Here is a 17,410-nt window from a genome sequence, read left to right as displayed (position 1 = left end):
GTTTGATACAATAAATAGATGCCATTCATCTATTTCTATATAGTAAAGGAGATTTAATCTATGAGTTTAAAAGAGCAAATTAAACATGAGATTGAACAGTTAGTTGATCCTAGCACAAATAAAACATTAGGTGAACAAAATAGCCTTCGCCACTTAGTTGTTGACGAAGAAGATTCAATTGTGACAGCGATTATTGCGATTGGATTAACAAAAGGACCAGAAGAAAAAACATTATCTCGTCAATTAGCGAAGTTAATTAAAATCGACCATAAGTTCCGTGGGATCAAAGTTCAATTTGAAGAGCTTCCTCATGAAAAAGAGGAATCAGATAACCAAAAGAAAACTGTTTATATTGCCGTGACGTCTGGTAAAGGTGGCGTTGGAAAATCAACGGTTACAGCTAACTTAGCGGTTGCCTTAGCCCGCTTAGGAAAGAAAGTCGGAATCATTGATGCGGATATTTATGGACCAAGTATTCCACACATCTTTGAAATGAAAAAAGAAGGATTCCAAATGGCAGAAAATAATAAAATTTATCCACCAGTAGCCTTCAATATTCCAGTTATCTCAACAGAATTCTTCTTAGAAGATGATCAACCTTTAATGTGGCGTGGACCGATGCTTAACCGTATGTTAAATCATTTCTTCAACGATGTGGCATGGGATGAAAACTTAGACTTTATGTTAATCGACTTACCTCCGGGAACAGGAGATGTTGCCATCGATATTCAAAAATTAATTCCTGAAGCTCATGTCATCGTCGTTACAACACCTCATCCAACAGCTTCACACATCGCTGTTAAATCAGGATACATGGCTAAGACATTAAAACATAATATCTTAGGAGTTGTTGAAAACATGTCTTACTACATCAATCCAGTGAGCGGAGCTCATGATGCTATCTTTGGTTCAGGGGGTGGAGATTTAGTTGCTTCTCAATTAGAAGTTGACTTATTAGCCTCTTTACCAATCGGACAACCACAAAATGAATTATCGCATTCAATCTTCTCACCAGAAGAGGAAATTGGAATTGCTTATTTAGGACTTGCTAATAAAGTATTAAAAGCATTAAAATAATTTAAAAAGGAGCACAATCTACGGATGATGCTCCTTTTCTATTTTTTGTCCATATGAATATCATCATTATCCATATAACAATAATAATTCTTTTGATAACATGGTGACGTAACCTAAAAAGTTAAGCTCTGTTAAAAGAAAATATTGACATAAAAGATTACTGATCATACATTTTTATCTTTGCCTAACTCAATAGAATTTTAAAACTAATATTATTAACGTTTTCGAGCGTCAATAAAATGGTCTAACAGAGCGAAAAGTTAAAGAGGTGGACTATGAAACAATACGAGTATGCGAAAAACCTGACCTATTCACGACTCTCTTTTTCTCCCCCGCTTCATCCCGGGGCCATTATTAGGGATAAACGACTTCACCTTAACTTAACCTTAAGTGAACTCGCTGAACATATTTGTAATACGTCTACCCTTTCAAAAATTGAAACTGGTAATCATAAAGCGACACCCTTACTTCTATCTAAACTTTATGAAAAACTAAACATCATTGAGGTTCCTAGTTTACAGCTAACTAATTGGTTAGACCCCATTCGAATTAAGGTTTATCAACATGATTTGATAGCACTACACCAGCAGAATTTAAACACTTCCTTTCATTATCAAGCACGCTTAATTAAGTTTGCATCTTCAGTACTAAATAAAGACTATGTACAAGCCCAAAAGCAAATATTAATATTACAGAAAATGATGACATATATGTCACTCGAAGAACTTCAGTTTTATTATCTTTTTTTAGGCCGTTACTATATGGCATTCAATGAAGGACTCTTAGCTAAAAATTACTATCATCTCTCTTACGAAATAGCTAATACAATCACTCTCTCAGATCCACTATTACTTCTATCATTAGCTGAGTATTATTCTTTATCTAATGACTCCTTCAAAGCAGGTCATCTTGCCGTTGAAGCATTATCTAAATTTAATGAATATTACTCGCTAAAATATACAATCGACTGCGAGCTATTACTCTGCTATGAGTATACCAAAACAGGACTTTTACCAAAAGCTAATTCTCTTCTTGAACGTTTATGTACTAAACTTAATCACTCAGACCCCTATCATCAGCGTGCGACTTTATTTAACTGCTATGGCGATTATTATGTTGCTATCGAGGACTATATTTTAGCTGAAAAAATGTACTTGCAAGCCCTACTTGAGCATCATGTCCCATCTGAAACGATTTTATCACTCATCAAACTTTATTATCATTCTTCACAGACACCTAAATTAAAGCGATTATTAACTCAACTTCAGCAAAAAGAAGTGGATTTTAATCGTCAAAATTATCTAAAGTGTCAATTTTATTACTACTTAGTCCATCATCCTAATTCTGATGTATTACGAATTTTTCTAATTAAAGAAGCAATTCCTTTTGCAAAAAAACAACACGACCGTCTAGGATTAGAACTTTTTTCAAAAAGTTTATTTCAGATTTGCCAAGCGCGGCACAAATATAAGGAAGCAATTCATATCTTATCAGAGCTCTATGAGACTTCATAAACTTTTAAAAACTTTTGGTAAAAACGACAAAATAAACTTTCTGCCTGTTATATAATTAATCTACCTCTTACAAGAAATGTTCTCCTTGAAAGTGAGGGATATAATGAAAGAATTATACATTCAGTATAGCTATTCCCATGAAGCGTGGGGAATCTATGATCCAGACATTGAGGACTTCATTCATTATCATCCATCAATGAAAGAAGTGGTAACATTCGCGTATGAATTAGCGCCACTTATTAAGCCGTGTAAAGTTAGTCTGATCCCTCAATATCTATTAACCACTTACACGATTTGTTATTGTTACTAACTCAATCGTTTGGACTTCGAAAAAAGAGTTGTATCTAAAAAGATACAGCTCTTTTTTTATTAAACTGACGAAATAATCCTTTTTAATTAGCGCAATATAACCTAGCGATCAATGTAAAAATAAAACTCCCGCTGCTATCGAGAAAACCTTAACAACAATCCCTAAGATGAGCGTACCTATTATCAGTCATAGATTTACGCTAATATAAAAACTTAATACCCAACCGATAAGATGATAGATAAACTGCAGTCCTATCGTTAATCATGCAATAGTGAAATCCCCATTATGCGATCTCGAATTTTAGAATTATTCAATTGTTTTTAGACTTTAAATACACACTATTCCGCTAACTATTGTTCTAAAACCTACAATTCCAGAGAAATTCTGAGAAAATTCCCCTATAACCCCAAATGCTCTGCGACCAGAAAATATCCAAATAACAATTAATTACATAAAAAAGGTTGTATCTTCATGACCTCTCGTCATTTAGAATACAACCTTTTTTAATTATTCACCTTGATTTTCTTCTGTTTTTGTTGCAATATCAACAACATCAGTTGCTACATTTTTAACTTCTTCTGCTACACTTGACGCAACGACTTTAGCATCATCAGAAACGCTTGAAACAGCCGTTTTAACGCCATTCACAAGATCTTTTGCATTATCTTTTACGGCATCAATGACAATTGTAAAGTTTTCCTCTAAATCATCTTGAACTAATTCTGCTTGATCTTTTAATGTTTCTTTCGCTTCATCTAAACGTTGAACCATCTCATTTAATTTTGCTTTCACATCGTTGACCTTTACTTCAAGATCAGCTTTAGATAATTCCCAGTCGAAGTTATTAACTACCTCTTTGATTTCATCTAATTTAGCAACAAAGGCCTCTTTTACATCTTCAACTTCTAAATCTTTAATTTTTGTTTGAACGTCATCTACTTTTTGCAATAATTCTTTTTGCATTTCTTTACCTGATTTTGGTGTTAATAATGCAACTGCTGCAGCTCCAAGAAGAGCACCTAAAACAAATACATTTCTTTTTTTCATAAAAAAACCACCTTTCTTCCTACAAAATATATGTTACCCATTTCAACGTATTCTATGAGACGTCAAAATAAATTATACCTCATTTATTGTCGTACACGATTGACTAAAGAAATAGCTTTAAAAATCCCTTGACCATTTGATACGGCTTGTGTGACATAGTCTTCTACTGCTTTTGTTTTTTCTTGAACATCTTCAACAATTTTTGAACTCTCATTCACTAATGTCGCTGACTCATTTAATAAACGAATCAATGATTTTAAGGTGAAGACTAAATAAATCGTTAAAACGATTAAACATGCAATTGCTGTTAGAATTAATAAATCCGATAATGTAAATGTTAATGTTATACCATTTGTTAATATAAGCATCTTTCCCTATCCTTTCAACCTTCATCCTAAGCTTCTGTGTTCCAAGGTAAGCGTGTATAAGCATCTTCATATTTTTTAATATCCCCAGCTCCCATAAAAACAACGACAGCTGTTGGATATTGATGTAACTGATTCACCGTTTCCTTCGTAATTAAATGTCCACTATGACATTTATCAATTAACGTTTGAATATCAACGGTTCCATTTGATTCACGAGCTGAACCAAAAATTTCTGTTAAATAAATATGATCTGCTAAGTTTAAACTTTCAGCAAACTCATTGATAAAAGCTGCTGTACGAGTGAACGTATGCGGTTGGAAAACGGCTACTAATTCACGATCTGGGTATTTTTGACGAACCGCTTTTAATGTCACTGAAATTTCAGTTGGATGGTGCGCATAATCATCAATGATGACTTGTTCATGATGAGCTTTTTGAGCAAAACGTCGTTTTACCCCTTCAAATAATCGTAAATCTTTTTCAACGATTGATGGATTTAATCCTTCTAGATAGCAAACAGTAATAACAGCTAAGCTATTTAAAATCATATGATCTCCAAAGAATGGTGTTACAAATGTATGATAGAACTCTCCATTAATTAAAACATCAAACGTTGTTCCTTCTGAATTTTTTAACACATTTGTAGCAATCACTTGATTTGAAGTCTCAAAACCATAGGTCATGATTTTAGTTGAAGCTTTTAACTTTTTAACTTCTGGATCATCTCCACAAGCAATCACCATTTTTTTACACTGACTCACAAACGTATTGAAAGCATCTAAGACATCATCAATATCTTTGAAGTAATCTGGATGATCATGTTCAATATTTGTGATAATCGCATAATCAGGATGATACGCTAAGAAATGACGTTGATATTCACAGGCTTCGAATACGAAATATTCACTATTTTCGACACCTTTACCTGTTCCATCACCGATTAAATATGACGTCGGATGATTTAAACGTAAAACATGAGATAATAATCCTGTTGTTGTTGTTTTTCCATGTGTTCCTGAGATAGCGATTGAAGTAAATCCACCTGCTAAACTTCCTAAAAATTCATGATAGCGAACACATTTTGCACCTGTTTGTTTTGCCTGAATCACCTCAACGTGATCATCTTTAAAGGCATTTCCAATAATTACTGTCATATCAGGTTCAATATTAGATTTTCCAAATGGATATAAAGTCATTCCTTTAGCTTCTAATCCGATTTGGGTAAATAAAGTTTCCTCAATATCTGAACCTTGAACTTCATGCCCCATATCATATAAAATATGTGCCAATGCACTCATTCCTGAACCTTTTATTCCAATGAGATGATATTTTTCACTCATTCTAAACCGTCTCCTATCTCGTACTAAAGATTATTTCTTTACTATTATATCATTTATCGCCTATTTGGAAACCGCCTTTGAGTCATTATCAGACACAAAAGGCGGTTTCTTTTAAAGGCATTTAACTATTAAAATCGTGTTTGATCTTTCATGGCTTCAAATTCTTCACGAGAAATCTTAATTTCGCGTTGTTTTTGTGCACCTTGTGGTTCACCAATCCAGCCGTTCATTTCTAATGTATCAATAATACGAGCTGCACGATTGAAACCAATGCGTAATCGTGTTTGAAGAGAAGATACTGTTGCATGACCACGATCAAAAATAAAATTCATGGCATCATACAATAAAGGATCCGTATCCGATTGAATACTTGAGCTTCCCTTTTGGAACACTTCATCTGAAATTAAATACTTTGGTTTCCCTTGTTGTTTCACACAAGCAACGATAGCATCAATTTCATCACTTGAAATATAAGCACCTTGAACACGTTTCACTTTTGAGCCACTTGAAGACCAAAGCATGTCACCTTGACCAAGAAGATTTTGTGCCCCAGTTTCATCTAAAATGACACGTGAATCATTTGCTTGAGCAACTGCAAAAGCAATTCGGCTTGGAATATTGGATTTAATCGTTCCGGTAATCACATCTACCGTTGGACGTTGCGTCGCAACAATTAAATGAATTCCCGCCGCACGTGCCTTTTGCGTAATTCGCATAATACAGTCTTCGACTTCTTGTGCTGATACCATCATCAGGTCTGCCAACTCATCAATAACAATTAAAATATATGGAAGCTTCGCATAACTCATTTCAAATTCGTGTCGTCTTTCATTAAATGATTTAATGTCTCGTACTCCATTTGTGGCAAATAGTTCATAACGACGCTCCATCTCATCAACGGCCCACTTTAAACCTTGAGCTGCTTTGCGTTCATCACAAATCACAGGCGTAATTAAATGAGGAATAGCGTTATACGGTGCTAATTCGACACGTTTTGGATCAACTAGCATCACGCGAACATCTTCTGGACTTGCTTTATATAGCATACTGACTAATAGTGTATTGATGCAGACACTTTTCCCTGATCCGGTTTGCCCTGCAATGAGTCCATGAGGCATCGTTGAGATATCCGCATAAACAGGTTGTCCAGATACATCTTGACCCAGACCAATACAAAGCGGACTTTCATGTAAGATAAACTCAGGTTTTGATAAGATTTCCTTTAGAAAGACCATCTTACGTTTAGGATTCGGTATTTCTACACCAATGGTATTTTTTCCTGGAATAGGTTCAATACGTAATTCCTCAACTGATAGACTTAATTTTAAATCATCTGAAAGGCCTGTTATTTTATTTAGCTTCGTTCCAGATTCAGGCTGAATTTCAATTTGAGTAACCGTTGGACCTTGGGTATACTCTCCTGTTAATCGAACTTTCACTCCAAAATCAAGGAATGTCTGTTCTAAAATTTCCATTTTATTAACAATCCACTCTTCATCTATTGTTTCTGAATGAGTTGGCTCTTTTAATAATGATAAAGGTGGTGTTTCATAATAAATCGCTTCAACTTCCTCTTCTTCTATTCGAACTTGTTCTAACACTTCATCACAGAAGTTTTCATCATCAAAGAATTCGGATTCATCCTCTTCCGTGAACATCTCATCTTCTATTTCATCACTTAATGTCTCTTCAAGAGAGGCTTGCTCTTGAGAATGATTCAAAATTTGATTAAGCAGTGAGGTTTGTTTTTCCTCTTCTTGTAGAAGAGTTAAGACATCATCAATTCCTAAATCACTTACTTGTTCCTGATGAGCTTCATCTTCAGATAACAACGCCTCAAAAATCGAAGGTGCTTTTTCTTCCTCATTTAATAAAGATAAAACATCATCTAACTCTAACTCTTGAGAAGATTGAGCTATGGATGCCACAGATTTAGCAATCTCGCCGTCGCTCTCTTCGACTAACACTTCATCTTCATTCGCTTCTGAACCTATGATTTCGTCGTCAGATTCAACAGCAACTACTTCTGCTACTTTTTCTAATGCTTCATCGTCATTCACTTCTGAGGCGATAGTTCCCTCCTCAGATTCAATGATAACTTCTTCTGTGATTTCTTCTAACGATGTGATTTCTTCTTTCATCTCATCGATAGCTTCTTCAGTTAGTGGAGTCACCTCATCTACTTCGTCTCGTTCTGAAACGTCTAACACACCTTGTGCTTTATTAATTGTTTCAACGATGGTTTCAGCTAACTCTTTAACTTCACTAGCGATATCACTCAATAAACCATCTTTTATTTCATGAGTGACTGGTGCATCCACATCTTCCATTGGTACTTCTTCAACAATCTCTTTCTCATTATTTACAACGATGATATCTTCTGTTTCATCTGATAATGGTCGATCAATTGTTGTTTCGTCTTTTTCCAGTTCAATAGCATCGTTCGCAGTTGTAAAACTGGGACAAACTTGAGCTTCGTCTTCAGATTCGAAAAGCTCATGTAATTCATCATTGAGAACTGAGACAACTTCACTTCCCTCATCCCTTAGATGAGTCTCAATTTGTACCTCTTCAACCAAAGGCTTATCTTTGTTTTCTTCAACCATAGATGCTGTTGAAAGTTGATATTGACCGTGTGCTAAGTGTACCGTCTTTGGTTGATGAATACGACGTCCACTAATCGGTGACACGAATTCAACAGGTTTATAACCTGAAGCTTTGGATGATGAAGAAGTATTCATTCGAGACGAATTAGGTTGAGTACTAGTTGAAATATGTCTTTCTTTTTTCACGTTCACCTCTGGACTTAAAATAGCCTGAGGACGATCGACTACCGATTTTACAATAGGTTTTACGGTAGGTTGAATCATTACCTTTGATTCATTTTTTGAGATTGGCTTTGGTGCTGGTGAAACTGTCACTTCATCCCCAAAGCCCACTTTCTCAATATCAAAAATTTTACGTTTTTTCATACTGTCACACCCTAAATTACCCAAATGTTTACTCTTAATTATACATGAAAAGGTTCTTCTTTCACAAGAAGGTTAAAAAAAATCGCCACGATTTTCATGGCGATTTTTCCTTATCTCTCATTACGCTAATGATTCAATGAATTCTTCAATTTGTTGACGTGTTTTACGTTCTTTATTAACGAAGCGCCCAACTTCTTGTCCACCTTTAAAAGCAACAAAACTTGGAATTCCGAAAATCTCTAACTCAACACATAAATCCATCAACTGATCACGGTTAATCGTATAAAAATTATACTGATTATACTTTTCTACGATACTTGGCATGAATGGTTTAATGACCATACAATCTGGACACCAATTAGCTGTAAATAAAATAATCGCATTTTCATTCATAATCACTTCATGATATTGTTCAACACTTGTAATTTCGTTCACGTTAAAAAACCTCCCTTGATTTATTCTTCACTTTCAGCTTGTGAAACTTCACTACGCTTATCACTACTGAAATCAAATTGAATCACTTGTTCATTTTCCATCGTTGACAATTCTCCATCAACAACCCCATCTGAATCTGTGGACTCAGTCGTTTCTTCATCTGATTGTGCTGCTACACCAGCTGATGTATCTTTTACACTTGTCACGGCAGCTTCAGCCGCTTCTGAATTTGAAGACTCGTCAGTAGAGCGTAAAGCTCCTTTTGCAGCCACTTGCGTTTCTGTTGTTAATGGTTCATATGACTCAACCGTACGTCCAACAACTAACATATTATAAGCTAAATACGGTGCTTCTTCATAGTCTATGATGGCTGATAGCTTTGCTCCATCAACAAAGACGGTTAATAAATATTTCTCAGGCATTTGCACTAACTGAACAAAGCCATTTTGTCCATCAATATTAAAGTTCTTATAAAAAACTTCTTCACCTGCTGCTTTATTTTCATCACGAAGTAAATAATAGGTATCGGTATCTTGTCCAATGACATTATATTGATTATTATAATGCATAATAACCTCATTATTTTTATACTTGATAATATCATTTACTCCAATGGACCATTTATATTGGAATTGTCGTGGAATATGATAGGCAACTGTTCCATTTTTTATATTGACTTCACTTCCTTGATATGCAAAGGCTGCTTCGATGCTATCGTCCATCTTAGCATGAAACGTGTCTGCTGTCACAACTGGTCTAGCCATATAAAGTAACCCAGCACTTAATCCAACGATGACCACTCCACTAAAAATCGTTGTCGCACGATTTAGGAATCGTAATTGAGAAGGTTTAGCTTCCATCATCATTGGTGCTTCATAGGTTGATGGTTCCATTTTCGTTTGAGTCAATTTATGTTTAATCGCATGAATTTTCAATTTATTTTTCAAATTTAATGCTTGTAATTTACGTTTTGATGATTTCGTTAAGTTAATAAATTGTTGCTTTATTTGGTTTGATGTCGTTTTCGTTTCTTCTGTTGTATTCACTGTCATATCTCTCTTCTGTTTCGACAAAAAATCGCCCCCTTATAGCATGATACAATCATATTATATCATAGGAGACGATTCTAACCAAATTTTTATTTTCGACAGCACTGCTGAGCATATGTGTATTGTCCCCATAATAAGCGAACAATATGACTGAAATTGTCTTTGCGATTAAAGAAGTCTGCTGTCAAAATTCCAATTGCACCTTCGTTTGAACAGACATTTTGACGTTTTGAATAGCCATCAATAACATCGCCAAGTTCGGCTCCGGATTCAAGAGGAGCAATTAACTCAGTAGGCAATGGCAGACGTGTCCCACCTGCATAAAAGGTTTGACCGTCTTGAGTTTTTAATACACCCCAATTAACAAGATATAACTGTTCATTTAAATACTCCACACCAGCTTCTAATCCGATCCCAATCTGACCAAACTTTAAACAAGCTTCTGCTCGATTACTCGCCCCAGCGACTGTTTCTGCGTCACTAAAAGGTTGATTAGAGACACCACTAGGAACATTAGTTCCCATGATCTCTTGTCCTATTGGTTCTAAAACTTCTTTAACAGCAGTCACTTTTACTTGATTCGTTGAACCAACAATTACCTTCATAAATCATTCCCCTTTTTTGATTAAGCTTTTGCTTTGAATTGAGCTTCTAAACGATAAATTGGTTGCCCTTTAGCACTGAACTTTTGCTCATACTCTGTCATAACATTCCAATCTAAATCTTCACGTTGATGTAAATCTAACGCTACATCTCTTAACCCCATTCCATACTCTGTTACACTGACTAATGAATATTCAAACAATAAACGATTATCTGTTTTGAATCGAAGATATCCTTCTGGAATGGTAATATGTTCATATAACTTTAAAAAGTTTTCATGTGTTAAACGACGTTTCGCATGACGTGGTTTCGGCCATGGATCTGAGAAGTTTAAGTAAACACCTTCCACTTCATTTTCTTCAAAAATATTAGTTAAATCTTCTGCATCAATTTTTAATAGCTTTAAATTTGGAAGTTCTCCTGCTTCAAGTACTTTTTCTAATGCACGAACCATAACAGAGTCAAATTTTTCAATCCCGATGAAGTTTAAATGGGGATTTTTTTGTGCCATTCCAATAACGAATTGCCCTTTTCCCATTCCAACTTCAATATATAAAGGTTGATCTTTTTCAAAGACTGATTGCCAGTTTCCTTTTAAGGCTTCTCCATTTGGAATAACGATTTCCGGATGAGCTGCAATTGTCTCAGCGGCACCTTTTACTTTTCTTAAACGCATACTATCACCGTTGCCTTTCTCATATGTCTAAGTCGAAATTATCGACGAATTTTACTAAATTTTGATTTTTTTACACGACTGCTATTGTATCATAACTTTTTCAAATTGTGAACGTTCCTTGGTCTAGCAAGCCTTTAAACATAAAGAAGACCACCTTAGGTAAGGTGGCTTTTAGGTTTATTTAAACGGTAAAGTCTCCATCACTAGCTGACCAAACGGACGGTTTGGTCCATACGTATGATGAAAATCTGATCCTGTTGTCTGAATTAATTGATACTCCTTCGTTAATTGATCAATCTTCTCATAATCATGCTCATCGTGATCTGGGTGATATTTTTCGATGCCATCCAATCCGACAGCCACTAAATCCGGAATTAAATCATACGTTTTGGATTGTCCAGGATGTGCCATAACGGCCACTCCACCATCTGCTTTAATGGCTTTTACTGCCTCTTCGGCATTAACGTATGTAATCACACGATCACAAATCCCACCTTTTTGAAATAGTGGTTTCAACTCTTGGCGATGATATCCCTTACTCGTTAAGACATCAAAAATATGTTGCTTGTACCACGCCGTCGAATCTTTCGCTTTTTGAGCGACCTCATCCATCGTTAAATTATATCCCGCCTTAATCAATTGTTCCACTTGCCACTTTGTATTAGCATCTCGACGAGCGTTAACAGGATCAACTAAGGCTTTAATATGTGGGGCTTCTAAATTAAAATGATAACCTAAAATGTGAGCTTTTTTCTGACGCTTAAAATCATACGCACTAATCTCAATTCCCGGAATCACTTCAACGCCAATCGCTTTCCCAAACTCGATTGCTTCTTTTAATCCAACAACCGTATCATGATTCGTAATCGCCACATGTGTTAACCCACGCTCTTTCGCCAGTAATAACATCTCTTTTGTACTTAATGAACTATCTGAGATGGTTGTGTGAACATGCAAATCAATTCTCATTCTAACCTCACCTCATCCTCTTAGCTAGATTTCTTCTCTTAATGAGTCGCCTCAGCTTTTAAACAATCTAGTTCTTTATCCGTTAATTCACGATACTCGCCTAACGCTAATGATTCATCTAACTCTAAGCCTCCAATTGCTAGACGTTTTAAATAAACGACTTTACATCCCACGCTTGCAAACATACGCTTCACTTGATGGAATTTCCCTTCTGTAATACAGATTTCTACCGCTGTTAGGTCATCGACTGGTCCTAAAACTTTGACTTTCGCTGGCTTCGTCATAAATGCATCATTGTTTCCATCTAAAATTTCAACACCGGCTTCTAACTGATTAATTGATGCATCTGTTAACTCACCTGTCACATGTGCAACATAGCGTTTAAACACGTCTTTTTTCGGTGAAATGATTTCATGAGCCAACTTTCCATCATTCGTTAATAACACTAAGCCTTCTGTATCACGATCTAAACGACCAGCGGGTGCCACATCAAACATTAAATAATAATCATCTAATAAATCAATCACTGTACGATAATCACGATCACGTGTCGCACTTAAACAATTTTGTGGTTTATTCATCATTAAATAAACAAATTCACGATATTCAACCACTTCATCAAACACCGTAACAACTTGTTTACTTAAATCAACTTTTTGCTTCGCATCTTTAGCAATCACACCATCTACTTTTACCACTTTTGATTTTAATAATTTTTTAACTTCCGTACGTGTCCCATATCCAGTATGAGCTAATAATTTATCTAAACGCAACGCTAGTTCCTCCAATTTTATCTAAAACTTTTTTAAACAAAAATATCATAACACAATCGAGAATTCTTTCATAGTATATAGTACCAATAGAAAGGAGGGCTTCGCCCATGTTTGGTAAACTAAAAAAACAAAAATCAAGATCGCCTGTCGAGGAAATGGAGCAGTTTTATTTAAATCAATTTTTAAATAATCCAAAAATCCCTCCGCAAGGATATAATGGTATGCCTCAAAATGGACCAGGCCTGAATCCAATGATGGGACCTAATAATAGTACAGGCCCTCAATTTCAAGGTCAAAATGGAATGGGCATACCAATAGGAGGACTTAATTCAATGATAAATAACGGTTTCAATCAAAATCAAGTTCCCATGGCAGCCAACAACTTTATCCCTAATCAATTACCAATGATGAATAATAACCTTAATCCCAATCAAATGCCAATGATGAATAACAGTTTGAACCCCAACTCCTATCCAATGATGGAGAATAATTATAACCAAACTCCTATGATGAACAATTCAACTAATACTCCTTATTCTATGATGAACAACAACGTCAATTCTAATCCACTTCCAATGATGAATAATAGTTACAATCAGAACCCATACACGATAATGAATAATAACTTCCAGCAAACGCCTCAAATGACTAATCCGATGAATACCAATCCTTATAATAATTTTAATACCAATCAACTACCGATGATGAATAATCTTAATACGAACCAACTTCCAAACAATAATAACAACTTCAACCAACCTCAAATGCCTTCATTAATTAATGATACCATCAACTCTAATATCGGAGCTGAACCGTCTCCTAGCACTTCATTTCCTGGGCAATTTTCATTCAATGACTTCTCATTTTCTCAGCCTGTTCAACAGACTCTCCCCGATTTAACGCCATCTCTTGAAGACTTAACAGGTACAAATATCTTATCAAATCAATACTTCCGTCCAAATCCTGTGCCAACAAGTGCATCTGGAGCGGGAGCACAAGCCGAAAAAGAAATTCAAAATGTGACACCATCGACACCGACTAATAATCCTACACTAACACCTACAAATGCAGTCGGCTCAACCAATCCAAATATTCCAACGATGCCAACAAATTCAGCTGTGCTATCACCCCCACCACCAACATCAGTTACTGATACACTGCAATCAACACCTGTCGATCCTATTCAAACACCTCAGTCTTATCCTAGCAATCAGCTAGCAACTTCTGTCAATCCATATCCAAATTATTCAGCAATTAATAATCAAAACATCGATATTTATGACGTTAAAAACAAAGTGGATAACATTAATATTCGCCTTCGAAAAGTTGAAAGTTATCTCGGATTCCGCCCTGAAACAACGATATAATAAAAAACCGCCATCATTAGCGGTTTTTTATTCATAATAGCTTGGACCAATTTGATCTCTGTATTCCTTTAGAATATTTTGTTTATACAATTCATTGACTTCTTTTTCAATCGCTTGTTTTTGATCGGGTGTAAATATTTTATCAAGATCTTCAATAATTTCATACACGATTTTTAAAGCGGCATCATAATCAATTAATGATTCTTTTTGAGAAAGTGGCTCTAATGTGCTCATCACGGGCTGTGTATCCTCTGCATAATCAGATAACCATGATTTGACGTGATCAGTGACTCTCATAGCCGCGGAGGCTAAAACTGTAATATTTTGTTGTGCTTGATCCGTTAATTGAACTTTGGTTCGAATACCACCTGCAAAGAGGAAATATGCCACTCCAAGTCCAAGTGTAAAATAGATTAATGCTCGCTTCATCCCATCACCTTCAAACTAAGCTATCTTTTGAGCTTAGTATGACCTAGCGACGACGAAGTATGCGCTCTTTTAATTGTTTTGGTGAAAATTTCATTCCAAATAAAGCCGTAATTAAATCGAAGTACCAAGCTAATCCAAAATAAGCTAGAACTCCAATGAATCCCGCGATTGCTACATAGATATACGATAACATATGACGTGCATTATAATCCATGAATAAATCAAGAATAAACTTCACAGCAATAACGAATAAAGCCATGATTCCTGTAAAGACGAAAATTGCAACTAATCGGCGAAGTAATTGTGAAACTTTGAATCCTGTTTCACGTTTAATCACTATTAAACTCATTGTGATACAGAACGTATAGGCGATCATCGTTGCCATTGTTGCTCCATCGGTTTGGAAAATAGGAATTAAGAATACATTTCCGAGATATTTAATAACTAATGAAACACCTAAGAAGATAATCCCATACCATTGCTTACCAATTCCTTGTAAAATAGCTGTCACAATACTATATAATGCCATGAATAGTCCTAATAATGATCCCAATCTAAAGATGTCTCCACCCATTGCATTATAACCTGGTGTCGACGAATTAAAGAACATAATATAAATCGGCTCTGATAACAAAGCCATTCCGACAACAGCTGGAACCGTAATGAAACATGTTAACTGAATAGCTAACACTAAATTCTTACGAACAGACTTCATATTCCCAGTTGTTAAATGATGTGTTAACTCTGGAATTAATGGCTGTCCAAATGAAATAGCAAATGAGACCGGAATCATAATAATCTTATATAAAGATCCTGCATACATACCATATGAATCCTCAACAATAACACCATCTAATCCACTGACTAACATATAGTGATTATACGTTGTTTGATCGACGATTTGAAACAAATTAGTGGCCAATCCTAAAATAGCAAACGGAATCGCATATGAAATTAATTCTGTAAATAAATTCCCATAATTTCGCGGTTCATGGGGAACTGATTTTCGAAGAAGCTTATTATAATGCTTCACATTTTTTATCCAATAATAATATAAAATTAAAAATGCAGTAATTCCAGCTAGGAATGCCGAAAAGACAGAAAAACCAACCGCTTCTTTTGTACTTCCACCTTTAATATTTATAATATAGTAAGATCCTGCTAAGATGAAAATAATACGAACGACTTGCTCTACAAACTGAGAAACTGAAGTCGGAATCATATTTTGATTTCCTTGGAAGAATCCCCTAAATATAGCCATGACCGGAATAATTAACAAGGCAAAACTAATCGTTTGAATAGCCATTGTTACATCTTCAATTGAATTTGCTAACTCTTTTTGTCCAGCTAAAACAACTTGTGCATACCATGGTGCTAGATTATACATGGTTAAAAATCCTAGACAACCTAATCCAACCATAAACCAAATCGCATATCTAAACATTTTCCGAGCAGTATCATACTCTCCTGCTGCATTATATTTCGAGACAAATTTCGCAATTCCAACAGGAATTCCAAGAGTTGATAAACTAATAAATAACGCATATGGTGTATATGCATAATTATAAAGTGCCATCCCTGATGTTCCAACTAATTGTTGAAACGGGATCACATAAAGAATTCCAAGGAATTTGGTGGCAAACATACTAATACTTAAAATCATTGCCCCCTTTAAAAAGCGATTCCCCATATCTTCGACCTACTTTCTTTTCTTAACACCGCATGTTTACACGGTTTCACCATATTATTTTACTATAACTCTACAAACTTTCCAAATAAATTTAATTAGATATAAATTCTCTTGTTTTTTCTATATTTATTTATATAGACCTATCTGATGCTCAAGATTACTCTAACAGTTCACTCAAATCGTCTCTCTTAAGCTTAACCTACTGCACTAGTATATGTTGCTCATCTATAAAAATTTCAAATAATAAAAATATGTATAGTTTTCCAAAATGGTGAAAAACTATAACGAAAGAAATTTTTATGAGGTGATGATCATGAACTTCGATTTAAGAAAAGCTGTTATTGCAAACTTAGATGACTCAAACTATGATGAAATCCGTGAAACGATTATTGATGCGATTGAATCTGGAGAAGAAAAAACACTTCCTGGATTAGGAGTTATGTTTGAAATCTTATGGAATGGAAGCAATGATTCAGAAAAAGAAACAATGGTTTCACGTATTACTCAATGTTTAAAACCAAAGGCTCTTTAATTTAAAAAGTAGAGATGATTCTCTACTTTTTTTAGTTACTAACATTTTTTATCAGTAACTTTATTTTCTCATATTATAAGGATAGAAAATTCCCTCAGTTATTCAGTTCCTACTTCACCTCTCCCTTTTGAATAAATTATCATATACTGTCCCTCCATGATCAATAACGAGGTCACGAAATAAAAAAATACCTATCAAATTAGACGTTCCCTTTATTTAAGTTTTTCATAATATACTGTTGGCTATTGATTCTAAGAAT

Annotated in this window: 17 protein-coding genes; 5 read left to right on the top strand and 12 right to left on the bottom strand. The window is 35.0% G+C overall.

The window, feature by feature from the left end:
- Positions 1-60: 60 nt before the first annotated feature.
- From AT726_RS10490 to AT726_RS10480, 3 genes are all read left to right on the top strand, one after another.
- Positions 61-1,077, top strand: a complete 1,017-nt coding sequence (locus AT726_RS10490) for an Mrp/NBP35 family ATP-binding protein (RefSeq protein ID WP_055276208.1) — start codon at positions 61-63, stop codon at positions 1,075-1,077.
- Positions 1,078-1,352: 275 nt separating this feature from the next.
- The gene (locus tag AT726_RS10485) at positions 1,353-2,591 is read left to right on the top strand and encodes a helix-turn-helix domain-containing protein (RefSeq protein WP_068759537.1); all 1,239 of its coding nucleotides are present in this window, start codon (positions 1,353-1,355) and stop codon (positions 2,589-2,591) included.
- Positions 2,592-2,694: 103 nt separating this feature from the next.
- Positions 2,695-2,901 carry a hypothetical protein gene (locus AT726_RS10480; RefSeq protein ID WP_055243574.1) on the top strand — a complete coding sequence of 69 codons (207 nt, stop codon included), beginning with the start codon at positions 2,695-2,697 and terminating at the stop codon, positions 2,899-2,901.
- Positions 2,902-3,408: 507 nt separating this feature from the next.
- On the opposite strand, the gene AT726_RS10475 is transcribed toward AT726_RS10480, so the two are convergent.
- The 10 genes from AT726_RS10475 to AT726_RS10430 form a co-directional block, all read right to left on the bottom strand.
- Positions 3,409-3,948, bottom strand: coding sequence for a YtxH domain-containing protein (locus tag AT726_RS10475; protein ID WP_068759536.1), 540 nt, complete (start codon positions 3,946-3,948; stop codon positions 3,409-3,411).
- Positions 3,949-4,031: 83 nt separating this feature from the next.
- The gene (locus tag AT726_RS10470) at positions 4,032-4,316 is read right to left on the bottom strand and encodes a hypothetical protein (protein ID WP_237252751.1); all 285 of its coding nucleotides are present in this window, start codon (positions 4,314-4,316) and stop codon (positions 4,032-4,034) included.
- Positions 4,317-4,342: 26 nt separating this feature from the next.
- Complete coding sequence (murC, locus tag AT726_RS10465; protein ID WP_068759535.1) at positions 4,343-5,656, bottom strand: UDP-N-acetylmuramate--L-alanine ligase; 1,314 nt, start codon at positions 5,654-5,656, stop codon at positions 4,343-4,345.
- A 128-nt stretch (positions 5,657-5,784) separates the two neighbouring features.
- Positions 5,785-8,628, bottom strand: a complete 2,844-nt coding sequence (locus AT726_RS10460) for a DNA translocase FtsK (RefSeq protein ID WP_068759534.1) — start codon at positions 8,626-8,628, stop codon at positions 5,785-5,787.
- Positions 8,629-8,748: 120 nt separating this feature from the next.
- A complete protein-coding gene (locus tag AT726_RS10455; protein ID WP_055243578.1) occupies positions 8,749-9,063 on the bottom strand; it encodes a thioredoxin family protein in 315 nt (104 codons plus the stop codon).
- A 20-nt stretch (positions 9,064-9,083) separates the two neighbouring features.
- Positions 9,084-10,136, bottom strand: coding sequence for a hypothetical protein (locus tag AT726_RS10450; protein ID WP_055243579.1), 1,053 nt, complete (start codon positions 10,134-10,136; stop codon positions 9,084-9,086).
- A 65-nt stretch (positions 10,137-10,201) separates the two neighbouring features.
- Entirely contained in the window at positions 10,202-10,717 is a 516-nt protein-coding gene (locus tag AT726_RS10445) for a DUF84 family protein (protein ID WP_068759533.1), read from the bottom strand.
- A gap of 20 nt (positions 10,718-10,737) precedes the next feature.
- Positions 10,738-11,391 (bottom strand): tRNA (guanosine(46)-N7)-methyltransferase TrmB, encoded by a 654-nt coding sequence (gene trmB / locus AT726_RS10440; RefSeq protein WP_055243581.1) that lies wholly within the window; start codon positions 11,389-11,391, stop codon positions 10,738-10,740.
- Between the two features lie 177 nt (positions 11,392-11,568).
- Complete coding sequence (locus AT726_RS10435; protein ID WP_055276198.1) at positions 11,569-12,360, bottom strand: PHP domain-containing protein; 792 nt, start codon at positions 12,358-12,360, stop codon at positions 11,569-11,571.
- Positions 12,361-12,398: 38 nt separating this feature from the next.
- Positions 12,399-13,133, bottom strand: a complete 735-nt coding sequence (locus AT726_RS10430) for a pseudouridine synthase (protein WP_055276196.1) — start codon at positions 13,131-13,133, stop codon at positions 12,399-12,401.
- A gap of 107 nt (positions 13,134-13,240) precedes the next feature.
- Between AT726_RS10430 and AT726_RS10425 the strand changes: the two genes are divergently transcribed.
- Positions 13,241-14,500 carry a hypothetical protein gene (locus tag AT726_RS10425; RefSeq protein WP_055276195.1) on the top strand — a complete coding sequence of 420 codons (1,260 nt, stop codon included), beginning with the start codon at positions 13,241-13,243 and terminating at the stop codon, positions 14,498-14,500.
- A gap of 27 nt (positions 14,501-14,527) precedes the next feature.
- Here AT726_RS10425 and AT726_RS10420 read toward each other — a convergent pair whose 3' ends face one another.
- Together AT726_RS10420 and AT726_RS10415 are read right to left on the bottom strand one after the other, a co-directional pair.
- Complete coding sequence (locus AT726_RS10420) at positions 14,528-14,929, bottom strand: hypothetical protein (protein ID WP_055243585.1); 402 nt, start codon at positions 14,927-14,929, stop codon at positions 14,528-14,530.
- A gap of 43 nt (positions 14,930-14,972) precedes the next feature.
- Positions 14,973-16,619 carry a putative polysaccharide biosynthesis protein gene (locus AT726_RS10415; protein WP_068759532.1) on the bottom strand — a complete coding sequence of 549 codons (1,647 nt, stop codon included), beginning with the start codon at positions 16,617-16,619 and terminating at the stop codon, positions 14,973-14,975.
- Between the two features lie 313 nt (positions 16,620-16,932).
- Between AT726_RS10415 and sspI the strand changes: the two genes are divergently transcribed.
- The gene (gene sspI / locus AT726_RS10410; protein ID WP_055243589.1) at positions 16,933-17,151 is read left to right on the top strand and encodes a small acid-soluble spore protein SspI; all 219 of its coding nucleotides are present in this window, start codon (positions 16,933-16,935) and stop codon (positions 17,149-17,151) included.
- Positions 17,152-17,410 lie beyond the last annotated feature (259 nt).

It is taken from the genome of Turicibacter sp. H121 (assembly GCF_001543345.1).
GTDB classification, from domain to species: domain Bacteria; phylum Bacillota_I; class Bacilli_A; order MOL361; family Turicibacteraceae; genus Turicibacter; species Turicibacter bilis.
Note: the sequence above shows the minus strand (reverse complement) of the source record. Positions and strands in the feature narration are given on the sequence as shown.

Excerpts from the sequence above, each read along its gene's own strand:
- AT726_RS10445 (WP_068759533.1), bottom strand. The coding sequence starts at position 10,717 with ATGAAGGTAATTGTTGGTTCAACGAATCAAGTAAAAGTGACTGCTGTT.
- AT726_RS10435 (WP_055276198.1), bottom strand. The coding sequence starts at position 12,360 with ATGAGAATTGATTTGCATGTTCACACAACCATCTCAGATAGTTCATTA.
- AT726_RS10490 (WP_055276208.1), top strand. The coding sequence starts at position 61 with ATGAGTTTAAAAGAGCAAATTAAACATGAGATTGAACAGTTAGTTGAT.
- AT726_RS10475 (WP_068759536.1), bottom strand. The coding sequence starts at position 3,948 with ATGAAAAAAAGAAATGTATTTGTTTTAGGTGCTCTTCTTGGAGCTGCA.
- AT726_RS10425 (WP_055276195.1), top strand. The coding sequence starts at position 13,241 with ATGTTTGGTAAACTAAAAAAACAAAAATCAAGATCGCCTGTCGAGGAA.
- AT726_RS10480 (WP_055243574.1), top strand. The coding sequence starts at position 2,695 with ATGAAAGAATTATACATTCAGTATAGCTATTCCCATGAAGCGTGGGGA.
- AT726_RS10415 (WP_068759532.1), bottom strand. The coding sequence starts at position 16,619 with ATGGGGAATCGCTTTTTAAAGGGGGCAATGATTTTAAGTATTAGTATG.
- AT726_RS10420 (WP_055243585.1), bottom strand. The coding sequence starts at position 14,929 with ATGAAGCGAGCATTAATCTATTTTACACTTGGACTTGGAGTGGCATAT.
- sspI (WP_055243589.1), top strand. The coding sequence starts at position 16,933 with ATGAACTTCGATTTAAGAAAAGCTGTTATTGCAAACTTAGATGACTCA.
- AT726_RS10460 (WP_068759534.1), bottom strand. The coding sequence starts at position 8,628 with ATGAAAAAACGTAAAATTTTTGATATTGAGAAAGTGGGCTTTGGGGAT.
- trmB (WP_055243581.1), bottom strand. The coding sequence starts at position 11,391 with ATGCGTTTAAGAAAAGTAAAAGGTGCCGCTGAGACAATTGCAGCTCAT.
- murC (WP_068759535.1), bottom strand. The coding sequence starts at position 5,656 with ATGAGTGAAAAATATCATCTCATTGGAATAAAAGGTTCAGGAATGAGT.
- AT726_RS10485 (WP_068759537.1), top strand. The coding sequence starts at position 1,353 with ATGAAACAATACGAGTATGCGAAAAACCTGACCTATTCACGACTCTCT.
- AT726_RS10470 (WP_237252751.1), bottom strand. The coding sequence starts at position 4,316 with ATGCTTATATTAACAAATGGTATAACATTAACATTTACATTATCGGAT.